The organism is Scandinavium sp. (assembly GCF_051650185.1).
Lineage (GTDB): Bacteria > Pseudomonadota > Gammaproteobacteria > Enterobacterales > Enterobacteriaceae > Scandinavium.
Map to the genome: position 1 here is coordinate 1 of NZ_JBOFIN010000014.1, position 16,909 is coordinate 16,909.

A 16,909-nucleotide genomic window follows, 5' to 3' on the forward strand; every position below is an offset into this window, starting at 1 on the left:
GGCATCATTGAGGGATTGAACCTATGGCGCTTACAAAAGCTGAAATGTCAGAATATCTGTTTGATAAGCTTGGGCTTAGCAAACGGGATGCCAAAGAACTGGTAGAGCTGTTTTTCGAAGAGATCCGTCGCGCTCTTGAAAACGGTGAGCAGGTAAAACTCTCCGGTTTTGGTAACTTCGATTTGCGCGATAAAAATCAACGCCCCGGGCGCAACCCGAAGACGGGCGAGGATATTCCCATTACAGCCCGGCGCGTGGTGACCTTCAGACCCGGCCAGAAGTTAAAAAGCCGTGTCGAAAACGCTTCGCCCAAAGCAGAGGAATTTCTGATTAACCAAAAAGGTCGCTTATGCGGCCTTTTTTCTTTTCTGCTTTCAGGCAAGTCGCATCCCTCCGAAGGTAATCGCCTTGCATGCAGAGCTTTTCCTTCCCACTTGGCCGTAACCCTCTTAAAATCATTCACCTGACCTCAATGGATCCCGGATTTCATGCACACACTCGCCCAACGACAGCACAGACGAAATCAGCGATGGCTTGGCGTGTTGCTGCTGCTTCTGCTGCTGGCTATTTTTATTAGCCTTTGCGCGGGGGAACAGTGGCTGTTTCCTCACGACTGGCTGACGCCGCGTGGGGAATTGTTCGTCGGGCAGATTCGTTTGCCGCGTACACTGGCGGTGATGCTGGTCGGGGCGGCGCTCGCTGTCTCTGGCGCGATAATGCAGGCGCTCTTTGAGAACCCGCTGGCGGAGCCTGGACTGCTGGGTGTCTCTAACGGCGCGGGCCTTGGGCTGATAGCGGCGGTGCTGCTCGGAAAAGGCTTGCTCCCCGGTTGGGCGCTTGGGTTCAGTGCGATTGCCGGGGCATTGCTGATCACCGTTGTCCTTCTTCGCTTTGCCCGCCGCCACCTTTCAACCAGCCGTTTGCTCTTAGCGGGCGTAGCGCTGGGGATTATTTGCAGTGCGCTGATGACCTGGGCAGTTTATTTTTCGACGTCGTTCGATTTACGTCAGCTCATGTACTGGATGATGGGCGGTTTTGGCGGCGTGGACTGGCATCAGGCCTGGCTGATGCTGGCTTTACTCCCGGCGATGCTGTGGGTTTGCCTGCAATCTCAGGCGCTGAATTTGCTGTCATTAGGCGAAACGTCTGCCCGCCAGTTGGGGCTTCCCCTCTGGCTGTGGCGCAGGCTTTTGGTGCTGGTGACCGGCTGGCTGGTGGGCGTCAGCGTGGCGCTTGCTGGCGCAATTGGATTTATTGGTCTGGTTATCCCGCATATTCTGCGTTTATGTGGCCTGACGGATCACCGTGTTTTGCTCCCCGCATGCGTACTGGCGGGTGCCACGACGCTGCTTTTTGCTGATATCGTTGCCCGACTGGCGTTGGCATCGGCGGAATTGCCGATAGGCGTTGTGACCGCCACGCTAGGCGCGCCCGTATTTATCTGGCTATTATTGAAAGCTGGCCGCTAAGCGCCGGTTAATCACCGAAGAGGATGCTATGCAACACGATATTCTGAACACCCACGTCACGACCATTGATGGCGAAAACATCAGCCTCGAAAAATTCAAAGGGGATGTCCTGCTGGTGGTGAACGTTGCCTCCCAGTGCGGGTTAACGCCGCAGTATGAGCAACTGGAGAACATTCAGAAAGCCTGGGAATCGCAGGGTTTTCGCGTGTTAGGCTTCCCGTGCAATCAGTTTTTGGGCCAGGAGCCGGGTAACGAAGAAGAGATCAAAACCTTCTGCAGCACCACTTACGGTGTGACTTTCCCGATGTTCAGCAAAATCGACGTCAACGGTGAACATCGTCACCCGCTGTACCAAAAACTCACTGCGGCGGCACCCGTAGCCGTAGCCCCTGAAAGCAGCGGTTTCTACGAGCGTATGGCCAGCAAAGGGCGCGCGCCAAAACACCCTGGCGACATTCTGTGGAACTTCGAGAAATTCCTGCTTGGTCGTGATGGTGAAATTATCCAGCGTTTCTCACCGGATATGACCCCAGAAGATCCGATTGTGATGGAGTCAATCAAGTTGGCACTGGCGAAGTAATCATGCCATTGATGCAGCTTCAGGCAGTGGAAGAATCCGGGCGGTTGCAGCCCGTCACAGCGGAAGTTATGCAGGGTGAAATCCTGCATCTTGTCGGGCCAAACGGGGCCGGCAAGAGCACGCTGCTGGCGCGAATGGCGGGCATCAGTCAGGGCAAAGGGCAGGTTAGCTTGCTGGGCCGCTCTTTGACGGAATGGCAGGCGTTAGCGCTTGCCCGCCATCGGGCTTATCTGACGCAGCACCAGACGCCACCGTTCGCCATGCCTGTCTGGCACTATCTGACGTTGCATCAGCATGATAAATCGCAGCACCCGTTGCAGCACGACATTGCCGAGAAGTTAGGGCTTGAAGATAAACTAGCACGCCCGGTAAATCAGCTTTCCGGCGGAGAATGGCAGCGCGTCCGTCTCGCTGCTGTCGTTTTGCAAATTCATCCTCAGGGAAACCCGGACGGCAAATTGCTGTTGCTGGATGAACCGATGAACAGCCTTGATGTCGCTCAGCAAGCGGCATTCGACAGGGTGCTGACAGAGCTTCATCAGCAAGGCATCATGATTGTGATGAGCAGCCACGACCTTAATCATACGTTGCGCTTTGCCAGCAGCACGTGGTTGATGCGTCGAGGGAAATTACTGGCGAGTGGCAAGACGCCGCACGTTTTGACGACAGAAAATCTGACGGCTGCGTATGATATGCCGTTCAAAAAGCTGACGACGGACGGCACTGAAATCCTGATAGCAGCCCTGTGAGGCGGCTAATGGTTGCCAGTTTCCGGCATCGCGAGCTAAATTAAACCTATAAAAAAACTCAGAGGATACGCCAGGATATGCGTCCCTTTATTTTGTTAGTGGCGGCATTAATTTTAGCAGGGTGTAGCAGCCATCGTGCGCCGCCGCCCAACCCACGCCTTTCTGATTCCATCACGGTCATTGCCAATCTTAACGATCAGCTAACGAACTGGCGCGGTACGCCGTATCGGTACGGTGGCAGCACGCGTCGCGGGGTAGATTGCTCCGCCTTCGTCATGATGACTTTCCGCGATCAGTTCGATATGCAACTGCCTCGCGACACGAAAAATCAGGCGAGAGTTGGCACGAAAATTGACAAAGACGATTTATTGCCGGGCGACCTGGTGTTCTTTAAAACCGGGTCTGGTGGCAGTGGTTTGCATGTCGGGATCTACGACACCGACAATCAATTTATTCACGCCTCAACCAGCCAGGGGGTGACGCGTTCCTCGCTGGATAATGTCTACTGGCGGAAAAATTTCTGGCAGGCAAGACGGATATAGCCATAAGACAAAAAGGGCCGAAAGGCCCTTTTTGTTTAGGAAGAAATAAAAGCCCGCTTGCGAAATAATTATCGCGTCTAACACTATTCACGTAATGAATCTGTGGATTGTGCGTCTGCATGAATATGGATTACAATCATCATAATGATAATGCAAAGGAATTCCTGAAATAAAAAGGAACGAATGAACTTAATCTTTTTGAAATCAAAGATTTTCTATTCTACTGGAACCACACAGCCGCGACCGGGGATAGCCCTTAAACAGGGGTGGGCGCAATGATTGTCTCACTGGATAAAGCATACCGGCCAGAATTGTTATTCCTCCCTGCCAGAAATGGCGGGGGCGAGCTTGTGGGGCTTGAGCTCATTGCTAACTTCGTTGGTGCGCAAGACAACGTCCGCACGCCAACCAGTTTGATTACCTCACGCCTGAGTCCGGATGATGAAATTGCGCTGTTTACTGAAAAACTCTTGCTGCTTGAAAGCTGCCATATCTTTTTTATTCAACAGCAATTGATTGCCTGGATTAATATAACGCCGGCAATCGCCGAAGCACTTTTAGCGCAAAAGGAACTGGCAGAACGCGCTGCCCGATTTTCTTTTCTTGAATTCACCGTCAATGAGAATTTTCCTCAGTTGAATACGCTCGATGAACAGCATTTGTTAGTTCAGCTGGTGAATCACTTTCCGTTGGTATTGGGCAATTTTGGTGCCGGAGAAGCGTCGGCCTTACCTGTTTTTAGCGGGCTGTTTAAACGCGTTGCGTTGGATAAAAACTTTATCCAACAGCAGGCACCGCTATTATCTTTTGACCCTTTTATGCGAGCGATCACCGCTCAAATTAAACCGTTCTGCAGTGTCATGATGGCGGCCGGAGTGGACAGCCAGGCACTGCTCGAGCGCCTGCAGCCATGGGGGTTTAGTGCCTATCAGGGCGCACTGTGGCCGGCTGTGGATGCGGCGGCGTTAACGTCACTGGTGCAGCAATAACCCTGCATCTCGCCCGTATTTATCTGCCTGCGTTGGCACTACACTAAAGACAGGAGGAACCATGACCCTGTCTTTTACCCATCACTGGCACGATGAGCTGCCAGGTTTTTATACCGAGCTTTCCCCAACGCCGCTGGATAACGCGCGCCTGATTTGGCACAACGCGCCTTTGGCGGAAGAGCTCAGCTTGCCCGCATCACTCTCTGCCACGACAACCGGCGCGGGAGTCTGGGGCGGTGAAACGCTGCTGCCCGGCATGCTGCCTTTGGCGCAGGTTTACAGCGGTCACCAGTTTGGCGTCTGGGCTGGACAGCTTGGCGACGGGCGAGGGATCCTGCTTGGCGAGCAGCAGCTGGCCGACGGTCGTCGTTATGACTGGCACCTGAAAGGCGCTGGTCTGACACCGTATTCACGCATGGGTGACGGGCGTGCAGTATTGCGTTCAACGCTGCGTGAAAGCCTTGCTTCAGAAGCCATGTTTGCTCTCGGCATTCCAACGACTCGCGCGCTGTCTGTGGTCACCAGCGACACGCCGGTGTACCGCGAAACGGTTGAGCAGGGGGCAATGCTGATTCGCGTGGCGGAAAGTCACGTCCGCTTTGGGCACTTCGAGCATTTCTATTACCGCCGGGAGCCGGAGAAAGTACGCCAGCTCGCCGACTATGTGATTCGCCACCACTGGGCTCATCTCGATAAAGAGGAACATAAATACGCTTTATGGTTCCGTGACGTTGTCACAAAAACGGCGCGAATGATTGCCCGTTGGCAAACCGTCGGCTTTTGCCATGGCGTGATGAACACCGACAACATGTCGATCCTTGGCCTGACCATGGATTACGGCCCGTATGGTTTTCTCGATGACTACCAGCCGGGTTATATCTGCAACCACTCGGACCATCGGGGGCGTTACAGCTTTGAAAACCAGCCTGCTGTAGGGTTGTGGAATCTGCAACGTCTGGCACAAACGCTGTCGCCGTTTATCGCCGTCGACACGCTGAACTCGCTGCTGGATGTTTATCAGGAAGCGCTGCTGGTGGAGTACGGCAAGCTGATGCGTGCCAAATTGGGCCTGTTCAGCGAAGAAAAAGGCGACAATGAGCTGCTTAATGGCCTGTTTGGCCTGATGGAACGCGAGGGTAGCGATTACTCGCGGACGTTCCGCATGTTGAGCGAAACGGAACAAAACAGTACGGCGTCACCGTTGCGGGATGAGTTTATCGACCGGGCCTCGTTCGACAGCTGGTTTGCTTCTTATCGCGCCCGACTGCAACACGAGCAGGTGGATGACGCGCAGCGTCAGCAAAGCATGAAGCAGGTTAATCCGGCGGTTGTCCTGCGTAACTGGCTGGCGCAACGCGCGATTGAACAGGCTGAACGTGGAGAGTATGAGGAGTTCGCTCGTTTGCATGAGGTGTTACGTGATCCTTACGCTGACAGGAACGACGATTACGCCAGCCGCCCCCCAGAGTGGGGCAAGCGGCTGGAAGTGAGCTGTTCCAGTTAAGGCTTAGCGAGCTAAAAAGACCTGCGGCGTCTGGCTGCCAGGATGCTGTCCTATATGCACTTCAGCGCCGTACCAGCGGCTCAGGGTTTCCGCCTGCAAAACTTGCGCAGGCGTGCCCTGGGCCACCATTTCCCCCTGATGCAATAGCAACAGTCTGTCTGCCCAGAGTGCGGCCAGGTTCAAATCATGCAGTACGGCACAGACGTGCAATTCACCCTGAGACGTCAGATTTTTAAGCAAGCGCAGTAAATGCTGCTGGTGATACAAGTCCAGCGCTGAAGTCGGCTCATCGAGAAATAGCCAGCCTCGTGGCGCATTGTCCGTCCACAGTTGAGCGAGCGCGCGGGCTAATTGTACGCGCTGCTGTTCGCCACCCGAGAGCGTGTTGTACTTGCGATTTTCCAGTGGCTGACAGCCCGTTAATGCCATTACCTGCGACACGATCTTACGACTATCCTGCTGCGGCCAGGGCGCGCGACCCATAGCGACGACGGCTTCCACCGGCCAGTCAAATCCCAGCTGACTTTGCTGGCGCATTACCGCTCGCTGGCGCGACAACGCTTCGGGTGTCCACTCGTTGAGCGCTTTGCCTTTCAGGTCACACTGACCGTTATCGGGTGACAAGTAGCCCGTCAGCACCCGCAGCAACGTCGATTTCCCTGCGCCGTTTGGGCCAATCAGGGCGACCAGCTCTCCCGGCTCCAGGGAAAGTGAGATATCACGCAACACCGGCGAATAGCAAAGCGACCTGGCTTGTAAACAGTTATCCATTAGCGCCTCCGCGACGGAAAATCATCCATAAGAACCACGGCGCACCGAGCAGGCTGGTTAGCAGGCCGACAGGCATTTCAGCGGGCGCAACAAGCGTTCGCGCGAGAGTATCAGCAATCAGCAGCAAAATGGCGCCGACAAGCACGGAGCCCGGGATCACGGCGCGATGATCGGCCCCCAGCCACATCCTCAGCAAATGCGGCACCACCAGGCCGATAAAGCCTATCACCCCGCTAACGGCAACCGCAGAAGCCACCAGCAAGGCGCTGCACATCAGCAAACGCCTTTGGATTTGACGCACGTTCACCCCGAGGTAATGCGCTTCTTCATCACCTAACTGAAGCAAGTTGAGTTGCTTTGCCTGCCGCCAGATCATCGCTACCGTAGGCAGCATCAGCGAGGCGGTGGCGAGCAAGGTCGACCATTGCGCCTGCCCAAGACTACCCATGCCCCACAGCGAAAGCTGGCGCAGTTGAGCATCGTTGCTGAGCCAGGACAGCACGCCAACCGCCGCGCCACACAGCGCATTAATCGCAATGCCCACCAGCAGCAGACGTGAGAGCGAATTATCGTGACGCTGGCTGAGTATAAAAATAATCACCGTCACCGCCAGGCTGCCGATGAACGCGGCAAGCATGGGCATATACAGCATCAACACCGCGGGCAGGGAAAACGGCAGGACAACCCACAGCGCCACCGATAGCGCGGCACCACTGCTGATCCCCAAAAGACCGGGATCGGCCAAAGGATTGCGAAATAAGCCTTGCATCACACAGCCTGCCAGCGCCAGAGAGCTGCCGATGGTGAGAGCCAGTAACACGCGGGGTAAGCGGATGGTGAACCAGATTTGGCGCAGTGCGCTGTCGCCGTGCCAGAGGGCATCAAGCGGCAGCTTCAGCGCCCCGAAGGTGGTGGCGCAGAGCGTTAACAGCAGCAACAGCGCCAGCAATGAGCACAGTGAACGGAAAACCTGCGGCGTCATCAGGGCAGCTGCTCCGCTTTCTGGCGCAATTGCAGGATGGCTTCCGGCGAGCGGATGCTGAAGCCCAGCAGCGCCATGTCATCCACCAGTAACACCTGTTTATGACGGCCTGCGGGCGTTTGTGCGAGACCCGGCAGCTTCCACACTCCCTCTTCGCCGCCCATGCTTTTTACGCCGTCGTGTGAAATGACGATTAGATCAGGCTGGCTGGCGATGACGCCTTCCTGGGAAAGTGGCTGGTAGCGGTTGAAACCCTGCATCGCATTTTGCAGGCCAGCCGCGCGAATCGCGGCGTCGGCCCCCGTTTGCTGCCCCGCAGCCATCGCGCTCATGCCGCCATGACTAAGAATAAACAGCACGCGTTTGTTGAGCGGCGTATCTGGCAAGGCGGCCAACTGGGTCTGCATTTGCTGGCGCAGTTTTTCGCCTTCGGCGTCCTTATTCAGCGCGGCAGCAATCACCCGGATCTTTTCATCAATCACCGAAACGTCATTACTGCCGGGAACGGTCACCACGGCCACACCGTTTTGCGCGACTTGTTTCAGTGCCAAAGAAGGCTGAGCCTGAACGCTGGCGAGCACGGTCGTTGGGCGAGTGGCAAGAATGCCTTCCGCATTCAGCTGACGCAGATAGCCGACATCCGGCAGCTTCGTCGCTTCAGGAGGCCACATGCTGGTACTGTCGCGTGCAACGAGGGCGCTTTGCGCCCCCAGTGCATAGACAATCTCCGTCACGTCGCCGCCAAGTGAAACCACTTTTTGTGTCGCTGCACCGGCCAGAAGCGGCAGGGCAGCCATCAACGCGACGAGGGATTTCATGCGGCAAGCCCTTTGGCGATCAGCGCTTCAACCTGCGCGCGCCATTGCGTTTGCTCTGGCTCGCCTTCGGTACGCTGGCCGTAAAGTTGCGCAATCTGTGTGCCATCGGCGGCGAACAGTTCCAGGCTGGTGACATGCCCGTCAGCCGTTGGTTTACGCGTGATCCAGCTTTCGGCGATGGTGTCTTCGCGCAGATGCAGGGTAAAGGCGCTGTTGAAGATATTCAGCCAGCCTTTCATTGGCACCACTTTCTCAATCGCTCCGGTGAAAATCTGCACGCAGCCACGGTTGCCGACAAACACCATGATTTCGTTGGCATCCTGACGGGCGTTTTCGAGCAGGCGGGCAACGGCATCGTTATCCACCTGACAGGCGAGATCGTCGCCCACCAGGCGGAAAGCCTGCTGGCGGCTCAGGTTATGATGCCTGAGCAGGGTAAAGAACTGATGGACGTCAGTCATCGCGCGCCATTCGCCATCAAGCGTAGCGCCGTCAATATCGCCAGCCATGGCTGGTGCTTCAGCTGGTTGCAGCGCCAGTACCGGGTTATCCGCGTGAATAAAACGGGTCAGAACATCCCCCCAGGCCGCCATATCGGTGGCATCGGTGGTATAGACTTTTAACAGCGCATCGCCCTGATTATCGAAAAACTGGATGCTTTGGCGCTCGCCACGCGCGCTGGTTTCGCTGATATGGAACACGCTTGCCCACTGATTGAGGAACAAACGCAGATCCAGAGCACGCGGGTTTAACACCAGCCCGGCGTGTCCGCTCAGGTGCTGGTTGGTGAAACTGCCCACCTGTTCGTGAACGGCATAGTCGTTGCGGCAAATGCACTTCACGTCGCCAACAGCTTCGAGAGCAGCCAGCACATCGCGAACTTCGCCTTTTACTCGCCAGGCATCGTGACCCACGCGTGCCCAGGTGAGTTCTGCCTCGCTGATCTCCATCAGCGCAGCAATATCACGGGCATATTTCCCGGGGTTTTCTTCTTTCAGTGCCAGCCAGCGTGCGTAGTGATTCATTCTCTTCTTCCTTCCAGTTCAGAACCCCGGCGAGCCGGGGTGGGTGTGATTACCACTGATAACTCACGAAAATTTTGCCGTTCTGCCCGTCCTGCGGAATGCCTTGCGGCGAGTAATACTCTTTGTCGAAGGCATTGCCGAAGACCAGCGTGGTGGTCAGGCCGCTGAGGGCTTGCTGGCCTTTATAGCTGACGTAGAAGTCGTTCACGCCATAACCGGCCTGCGGGCTGGCGCTGATGTTTTTGGTGTCTTCGGCAAAGGTGCCTATCCAGCCAACCGAGAAGCCAGAATGCGCAATCGGTACATCCAGGCGAGACGTCACCGTGTCGGGGTTGATGCTGGTAAGCCAGGCGCCCGTGTCGGTGTCTTTACCGCGGGTACGGTTGTAGGCGACATCAAGGCTGAAGAAGTCGGTGGAGTATTTGCTCATCACGTCCCAGCCCCAGATTTTGGCGTTGGGCACGTTGACCGAAGTGGTCGTCGCGGCGGCAAAATCGACGGAAGTGGTGATGTAATCTTTGGCGTTGGTATCAAAGTAGCTGGCTTTGAACTCCAGACCGTCGTTAGCCATCAGCAGATCGTCAAAGCGCAGACCGAAACCGTATTCCTGCGTTTCGTTGGTTTCCGGACGCAGGTTCGGGTTTGGCACCCAATAGTTGGTGTAGAAGCTGCCGATGGAGAAGTGCTTCGCATCGTTATACATCTCACCCATTGTCGGGGCGCGGAAGGCCTGTGCGTAAGAGCCGAACAGCATTAACCAGTCTGTCGGGCTGATGGTCAGACCGGCGCGGGAAGACCATTTGTCCGCATCGACATCGTCGTAGCCGTCGCTGCTTCCGCGATAGTTGTCATAGCGCGTCCCGCCCAGCAGGGTAACGGGCAGGTCGCGCAGCGTGATCTCATCCTGTAACCAGCCGGAGCTGAAATTGATGCTTGCGTCCGGGAATCCGGTGGTCACGCCGCCCGGATTTTGCTCCTGGCGGTAGTATTCCCCGCCGTAGGTCAGCAGGTGAGAGGCGAAGCTGTCGCTGAACAGGCGCGTGTGGTTTTCAACCTTACCGCCTTTGGTGGTCTGTTTACGGAATTCACCGGAGTCATCGATGTTTTGCGCGTTGATGCGCACTTCAGACCAGTAAGCTTTAACGTCCGCATTGAGCCAGTCGTTGCCTTCTGGCGCAATGTTGTAAGTCAGCTGGGCGTCACGCTGAATGGTCGAGCGATCGGTCAGCGGGTTGCTGTTGTCAGAAGCCGCAGGCGTTTGCGGGTTTTTCGGTTCCTGCGCGGCGTTGTTGTAATAACGCAGAGAGCCACTCAGCTTCTGAGCTGGGTCGATTTTCCAGCTCCCTTTAGCAAGGAAATTGCTGATGCTTTCGTCATTGGGGGCGGTAAAGCCGTCGCTTTGTTTTAAATCACCACGATCGCGGCTTGACCAGGAGACCAGCCCGTCCAGCGTATCGGTGCGGCCAAACGCGCTGGCCCCCATGCCAAGACTGTGATCGCCCGTACCGCCGGTGCCAAACACGCGGTATCCGCTGTTCTGGCCTGCACTCAGTAAATCGGCGGCATCAACGGTGTCGTAGGAAATCACGCCGCCCAGCGCGCCGCTGCCATAGAGCAGGGCGGAAGGGCCGCGAACCACTTCGATGCGCTTGATAAGCGCCGGATCGAGGAATGTGCTGTTCAGGTGGCCTGTATCGGTGCCCTGACGAATGCCATCAACCAGCACCAGCACGCCGCGGCGGTCATAACCGCGCAGATTGACGTCCTGCCCGTTAGTCCGGCCAGTGCCGTCAATCGTAAGGCCAGGCACCTGGCGCAGCATATCGGCGGCAGAACTGGCGGTTTGCCCTTCCGGGGTATCAGCATCAATCACGGTGACCATCATCGGCGCTTCAAAAGCGCTACGCTCGTTGCCGGTGGCCGTGACGGTCATTTGTTCAGAGGCGGCGAAGGCCGGGGAAGCGATAGCGCCGAAAACAGCCAAAGCGACCAGCGACGGGCGCAAAGACGCGGAATGCAGGTGTAGCATGCAACTCTCCAAATAGGTGAAAAGCGCTGGCTGCCTCGGCATTGGATCCTGGGTGGCTGGCGAAAGGTTGTGTGTTAACGCATTATTTTGTCAGGATTAATTTACCGGCATGAGTCTGTCGCAGCAGGTAATGCTGACCATCATGTTCGATAATGACGCGGCCTTCCGGGCCCAGCAGTGTTTTGCTGTCTATACGACGATCGTCAGGCTGTGGCTGCGGTTTTGGCATGAGTGGGCCGCGGGGAACTGTTGTGTCCAGAGATGTCATAATGTTAAAAATAGCAATCAAAGTAACAATGATAATCATTATCAACAAATCAATTCACACAGCAACCCCTTTTGTGAAAAATAGGTGACTGGATCAAAAAATAGCGGTTGGTGGGATATTGGCTTTTGGGTATTGCCGGGCGGCACGAGGTGAACGGCAAAACCTTCTCCGCGGAGAAGGTTTTTAGTGTTGGCTCCCTCTCCCCGTGGGAGAGGGCCGGGGTGAGGGGATCAGACCGCAGAGTGTTTTTTGTAAGTCGGGTAAGCGAAAGCGCCACCCGACAAAGCAACAGACTCAGAAGCGACTATCAACAGCCGCAGCCAGTTTATCCAGCAGAATTTCGCTGTCTTCCCAGCTCAGGCAAGGATCGGTAATCGACTGACCGTAGGTCATGGGCTGACCGGCGACGATTTTTTGTGTGCCTTCGCGCAGGAAGCTTTCGGCCATGATCCCGGCAATCGCGGTGGAACCATTGCGGATCTGATCGCAGATATCATCACACACTTCGAGCTGGCGACGATGCTGCTTCTGACAGTTACCGTGGCTGAAATCCACCACCAGATGTTCCGGCAAATCAAACTCATGCAGCGTATCGCAGGCCGCAGCCAAATCCGCCGCGTGATAATTTGGCTTTTTGCCGCCGCGCATAATGATATGGCCGAAAGGGTTGCCGCTGGTCTGATAAATAGTCATCTGACCGTTCTTATCAGGCGAGAGGAACATGTGGCTGGCCCGGGCGGCACGAATGGCGTCAACGGCGATCCGGGTGTTGCCATCCGTCCCGTTTTTGAAGCCAACAGGGCAGGAGAGCGCAGAGGCCATTTCGCGGTGGATCTGGCTTTCCGTGGTGCGAGCGCCAATCGCGCCCCAGCTGATGAGATCGGCGATAAATTGCCCGGTCACCATATCAAGGAACTCGGTGGCGGTTGGCACACCCAGCTCGTTAACCTGCAACAGCAGCTTGCGGGCAAGTTCAATCCCGTAGTTAACGCGATAGCTGCCGTTGAGATCGGGATCGGAAATTAGCCCTTTCCAGCCAACAACAGTGCGCGGTTTTTCGAAATAAGTGCGCATAACAATTTCAAGGCGATGCTGGTGCTTTTCACGCAGCGCCTGCAAACGGCGGGCGTAATCCATGGCCGCGTCCAGATCGTGAATCGAGCACGGCCCGACGATCACCAGCAGACGTTTATCTTCACCATTGAGGATTTTTTCAATACGGCGGCGTGAGGCGGTGACATGGCTTGCGACTTCAGCCGAAACAGGGTGGCGCTGCGCCAGTTCAGCAGGCGTTACCAGGCTGTCGATGCGCGCCGAACGCAGTTCATCAGTTTTGTTCATTGTGACTCTCAGAATTGGGTTGCTTCAGCGGCTGAAATGCCGGAAGTGATGCGCATCACGATAAACCAATCCCTGTTTTATTCAAGGCAGAATGTGACGCACATCTTATTACGCAGCAAATCTTACCGCATTTTGCTGCATTGTACTAGTGTGTTAGTACATACGGCGACTGAGACCCATGATGTCGAGAATTTTGGTGGCTATCTCTTCCACCGAATAGTTGGTGCTGTTCAGCCACGGGATCTGATTTTTGCGATACAGCGCCTCGACTTCCGTGACTTCCATACGGCACTGGCGCATCGATGCGTAACGGCTGTTTTCACGGCGTTCTTCGCGGATGGCTGCCAGCCGTTCCGGGTTGATAGTCAGACCGAACAGCTTGTGTTGTAACGGCTTCAGCGCGGCGGGAAGGACAAGGTTATCCATATCGTCGGCGATAAACGGGTAGTTTGCGGCGCGGATCCCAAACTGCATGGCCAGGTACAAACTGGTCGGAGTTTTTCCGCAGCGAGAAACACCCAGAAGAATGACCTGGGCCTGATCGAGATTACGCAGTGAAATGCCGTCATCGTGCGCTAACGTGTAATCAATGGCAGCGATACGGGCATCGTATTTGGTGAGGTTGCCTGGGGTTAAGCCATGCGTACGGTGCGCGATAGGCGTGGGGTCCAGTTTGAGTTCTTGCTGAAGAGGGGCAACCAGCGCCTGAACGATATCCTGACAAAAGCCCTCGCTTTGCAAAATGATGGTGCGGATTTCAGGCAACACGATGGAGTAGAACACCAGAGGGCGCACGCCGCTTTGCTGATAGATGGCGTCAATTTGCTCTTTAACGGCTTTGGCCCGGCTTTCGGTTTCGACAAACGGCAACGTGATGCTGTTGACCGAAACCGGGAATTGCGACATGACGGCGTGACCAAGCACTTCGGCCGTGATGGCGGTTCCATCAGAAATATAAAATACGTGGCGATCGACAGCATTATCCATTTTGACCATCCGGTTTGTTTGACGTTAATTTGCTGAAGGCTCTGTTTATTTTAATCATAACGGAGGATGTTTTGTCTCCCTTTTAAAAATGGAACGGTATTTTTATTTTTAGTGAAAAGGGCCGTTCATTTTTCATTACGCTGTCTATAGACCGCCATTTGGTGTGGGAATCCTGATGAATCATGGAGTTAAGCTAAAGAGGGGAACTGTCTGAAAAAAGGGAAAAATAATTTGCTTGAACGATTCACCGTTTTTTCAGCCGGGTTAATTATGGCAGGATAAATAACGAAGCCAGTGCTCTTCTGGCATTTTTCTTAATTCATATAAGGAATTATTTCGATGTCCAACAATGGCTCGTCACCGCTGGTGCTTTGGTACAACCAACTCGGCATGAATGATGTAGACAGCGTTGGGGGCAAGAATGCCTCCCTGGGTGAAATGATTACGAATTTGTCCGATTTGGGCGTTAGCGTCCCGAACGGCTTTGCCACAACGGCTGATGCCTTCAATCAGTTCCTCGACCAGAGCGGCGTTAACCAGCGCATTTATCAGGTGCTGGACGAAACCGACATTGACGACGTGACGGCGCTTGCGAAAGCCGGGGCGCAAATTCGTCAGTGGATCATCGATACGCCTTTCCAGCCTGAGCTGGAAAAGGCCATTCATCAGGCTTACGACCAGCTTTCTGCTGATGACGCGGAAGCCTCCTTTGCCGTGCGCTCTTCCGCGACGGCTGAAGACATGCCGGATGCCTCGTTTGCCGGACAGCAGGAAACGTTTCTCAACGTGCAGGGCTACGACGCCGTGCTGGTGGCGGTGAAGCATGTGTTTGCTTCTTTGTTCAACGACCGCGCCATCTCTTATCGCGTGCATCAGGGCTATGACCACCGCGGCGTGGCGCTGTCTGCGGGCGTTCAGCGTATGGTTCGCTCTGATCTTGCCTCTTCCGGCGTGATGTTCTCCATTGATACTGAATCCGGCTTTGATCAGGTGGTGTTTATCACCTCCGCGTTCGGCCTGGGCGAAATGGTGGTGCAGGGCGCAGTCAACCCGGATGAGTTCTATGTGCATAAACCAACGCTGGCGGCTAATCGCCCGGCGATCGTGCGCCGTACCATGGGCTCGAAAAAGATTCGTATGGTGTATGCCCCGACTCAGGAGCATGGCAAACAGGTTCGCATTGAAGATGTACCGCAGGCCGATCGCGACCGCTTCTCGTTGACCAACGAAGAAGTGCAGGAGCTGGCGAAGCAGGCGGTGCAGATTGAAAAACATTATGGTCGTCCGATGGATATCGAATGGGCCAAAGACGGGCACACCGGCAAACTGTTTATCGTCCAGGCTCGCCCGGAAACCGTGCGTTCGCGTGGGCAGGTGATGGAGCGTTATACCCTTCACGCTCACGGGAAAATCATCTCTGAAGGCCGTGCTATCGGGCACCGCATCGGCGCGGGCCCGGTGAAAGTGATTCATGACATCAGCGAAATGAACCGCATTCAGCCAGGTGACGTGCTGGTCACCGACATGACCGACCCGGACTGGGAACCGATCATGAAAAAAGCGGCAGCGATAGTCACTAACCGTGGTGGTCGCACCTGTCATGCGGCGATTATCGCGCGTGAGTTGGGGATTCCAGCGGTGGTGGGTTGCGGTGATGCCACCGAACGCATGAAGGATGATGAGAAAGTGACCGTCTCCTGTGCAGAAGGCGATACCGGCTACGTTTATGCCGATATGCTTGATTTCAGCGTGAAAAGCTCCAGCGTCGATACCATGCCGGATCTGCCGCTGAAGATTATGATGAACGTCGGTAACCCGGATCGCGCATTTGATTTTGCCTGCCTGCCGAACGAAGGCGTGGGGCTGGCGCGTCTGGAGTTCATCATCAACCGCATGATCGGCGTGCATCCGCGTGCGCTGCTGGAGTTCGACGATCAGGACGCGAAGCTGCAGGCCGAAATCCGCGAGATGATGAAAGGCTACGATTCGCCGAAAGAATTCTATGTGGGTCGTCTGACAGAAGGCATCGCGACGCTGGGTGCGGCGTTCTATCCGAAGCGCGTGATTGTTCGTCTGTCCGACTTCAAATCTAACGAATACGCCAACCTGGTGGGCGGCGAGCGTTACGAACCGGAAGAAGAAAACCCGATGCTGGGCTTCCGCGGGGCAGGCCGTTATGTGTCGGAAAGCTTCCGCGACTGCTTCGCGCTCGAGTGCGACGCCGTTAAACGCGTGCGTAATGAGATGGGGCTGACCAATGTGGAAATCATGATCCCGTTCGTGCGTACCGTTGACCAGGCGAAAGCGGTGGTCGACGAGCTGGCACGTCAGGGGCTGAAGCGCGGTGAGAACGGGCTGAAGATCATCATGATGTGCGAAATCCCGTCCAACGCGCTGCTGGCGGAGCAGTTCCTCGAACACTTTGACGGCTTCTCCATCGGGTCGAACGACATGACGCAGCTGGCGCTGGGTCTGGATCGTGACTCCGGCGTGGTTTCCGAGCTGTTCGATGAGCGCAACGAAGCGGTGAAAGCATTGCTGTCGATGTCGATTCGAGCAGCGAAGAAGCAGGGCAAATATGTCGGGATCTGCGGACAGGGGCCTTCGGATCACGAAGACTTTGCCGCATGGCTGATGGAAGAGGGCATCGATAGCCTTTCCCTTAACCCGGACACCGTCGTACAGACGTGGCTCAGCCTCGCTGAACTGAAAAAATAATCGCCTCCTGATCCCCGGCACTGTCCGGGGATTTTTTTATCCAGCGTTCAACGCCTTGCGGCGGATCACACTCCGGGCAAAAAACAAAAAATCATAAAACCGCTGGTCAATTCTGCAATTGTCGGTCTGCGGAGCCT

At 55.5% G+C, this 16,909-nt stretch carries 15 protein-coding genes and 1 pseudogene; 8 read left to right on the forward strand and 8 right to left on the reverse strand.

Going from position 1 to position 16,909, the window contains the following annotated elements; genetic code table 11:
• Nucleotides 1-23: 23 nt before the first annotated feature.
• The 7 genes and pseudogenes from ihfA to selO all read left to right on the forward strand — a co-directional run.
• Nucleotides 24-320, forward strand: a pseudogene (gene ihfA / locus ACRCWW_RS01525) (integration host factor subunit alpha); the annotation flags it as partial.
• Nucleotides 321-488: 168 nt separating this feature from the next.
• Nucleotides 489-1,469 carry a vitamin B12 ABC transporter permease BtuC gene (btuC, locus tag ACRCWW_RS01530; RefSeq protein WP_438680815.1) on the forward strand — a complete coding sequence of 327 codons (981 nt, stop codon included), beginning with the start codon at nt 489-491 and terminating at the stop codon, nt 1,467-1,469.
• A 28-nt stretch (nt 1,470-1,497) separates the two neighbouring features.
• Entirely contained in the window at nt 1,498-2,049 is a 552-nt protein-coding gene (locus ACRCWW_RS01535) for a glutathione peroxidase (RefSeq protein WP_438680816.1), read from the forward strand.
• Between the two features lie 11 nt (nt 2,050-2,060).
• A complete protein-coding gene (gene btuD, locus ACRCWW_RS01540; protein ID WP_438680871.1) occupies nt 2,061-2,798 on the forward strand; it encodes a vitamin B12 ABC transporter ATP-binding protein BtuD in 738 nt (245 codons plus the stop codon).
• 77 nt (nt 2,799-2,875) lie between these two features.
• Complete coding sequence (locus tag ACRCWW_RS01545) at nt 2,876-3,340, forward strand: NlpC/P60 family protein (protein ID WP_438680817.1); 465 nt, start codon at nt 2,876-2,878, stop codon at nt 3,338-3,340.
• Nucleotides 3,341-3,615: 275 nt separating this feature from the next.
• Nucleotides 3,616-4,329, forward strand: a complete 714-nt coding sequence (locus ACRCWW_RS01550; protein ID WP_438680818.1) for an EAL domain-containing protein — start codon at nt 3,616-3,618, stop codon at nt 4,327-4,329.
• A gap of 61 nt (nt 4,330-4,390) precedes the next feature.
• Nucleotides 4,391-5,833 carry a protein adenylyltransferase SelO gene (selO, locus tag ACRCWW_RS01555; RefSeq protein WP_438680819.1) on the forward strand — a complete coding sequence of 481 codons (1,443 nt, stop codon included), beginning with the start codon at nt 4,391-4,393 and terminating at the stop codon, nt 5,831-5,833.
• 3 nt (nt 5,834-5,836) lie between these two features.
• Here selO and ACRCWW_RS01560 read toward each other — a convergent pair whose 3' ends face one another.
• From ACRCWW_RS01560 to ppsR, 8 genes are all read right to left on the reverse strand, one after another.
• A complete protein-coding gene (locus tag ACRCWW_RS01560; protein ID WP_438680820.1) occupies nt 5,837-6,604 on the reverse strand; it encodes a heme ABC transporter ATP-binding protein in 768 nt (255 codons plus the stop codon).
• Complete coding sequence (locus tag ACRCWW_RS01565; RefSeq protein WP_438680821.1) at nt 6,597-7,586, reverse strand: FecCD family ABC transporter permease; 990 nt, start codon at nt 7,584-7,586, stop codon at nt 6,597-6,599. Before ACRCWW_RS01565 ends, ACRCWW_RS01560 begins: the two co-directional genes overlap by 8 nt.
• Nucleotides 7,586-8,404, reverse strand: coding sequence for a heme/hemin ABC transporter substrate-binding protein (locus ACRCWW_RS01570; RefSeq protein ID WP_438680822.1), 819 nt, complete (start codon nt 8,402-8,404; stop codon nt 7,586-7,588). The genes ACRCWW_RS01565 and ACRCWW_RS01570 overlap by 1 nt, the downstream gene beginning before the upstream one ends.
• Nucleotides 8,401-9,429, reverse strand: coding sequence for a hemin-degrading factor (locus ACRCWW_RS01575; RefSeq protein WP_438680823.1), 1,029 nt, complete (start codon nt 9,427-9,429; stop codon nt 8,401-8,403). Before ACRCWW_RS01575 ends, ACRCWW_RS01570 begins: the two co-directional genes overlap by 4 nt.
• Before the next feature lie 49 nt (nt 9,430-9,478).
• Entirely contained in the window at nt 9,479-11,458 is a 1,980-nt protein-coding gene (locus ACRCWW_RS01580) for a TonB-dependent hemoglobin/transferrin/lactoferrin family receptor (protein ID WP_438680824.1), read from the reverse strand.
• A gap of 82 nt (nt 11,459-11,540) precedes the next feature.
• Nucleotides 11,541-11,765 carry a hemin uptake protein HemP gene (gene hemP, locus ACRCWW_RS01585; protein ID WP_438680825.1) on the reverse strand — a complete coding sequence of 75 codons (225 nt, stop codon included), beginning with the start codon at nt 11,763-11,765 and terminating at the stop codon, nt 11,541-11,543.
• A gap of 255 nt (nt 11,766-12,020) precedes the next feature.
• On the reverse strand, nt 12,021-13,067 hold the full coding sequence (gene aroH / locus ACRCWW_RS01590; RefSeq protein ID WP_438680826.1) for a 3-deoxy-7-phosphoheptulonate synthase AroH: 1,047 nt from the start codon (nt 13,065-13,067) through the stop codon (nt 12,021-12,023).
• Nucleotides 13,068-13,220: 153 nt separating this feature from the next.
• The gene (gene ppsR / locus ACRCWW_RS01595) at nt 13,221-14,054 is read right to left on the reverse strand and encodes a posphoenolpyruvate synthetase regulatory kinase/phosphorylase PpsR (RefSeq protein WP_438680827.1); all 834 of its coding nucleotides are present in this window, start codon (nt 14,052-14,054) and stop codon (nt 13,221-13,223) included.
• 339 nt (nt 14,055-14,393) lie between these two features.
• On the opposite strand from ppsR, the gene ppsA reads away from it, so the two are divergent.
• Nucleotides 14,394-16,772 (forward strand): phosphoenolpyruvate synthase, encoded by a 2,379-nt coding sequence (gene ppsA, locus ACRCWW_RS01600; RefSeq protein WP_438680828.1) that lies wholly within the window; start codon nt 14,394-14,396, stop codon nt 16,770-16,772.
• Nucleotides 16,773-16,909: the final 137 nt, after the last annotated feature.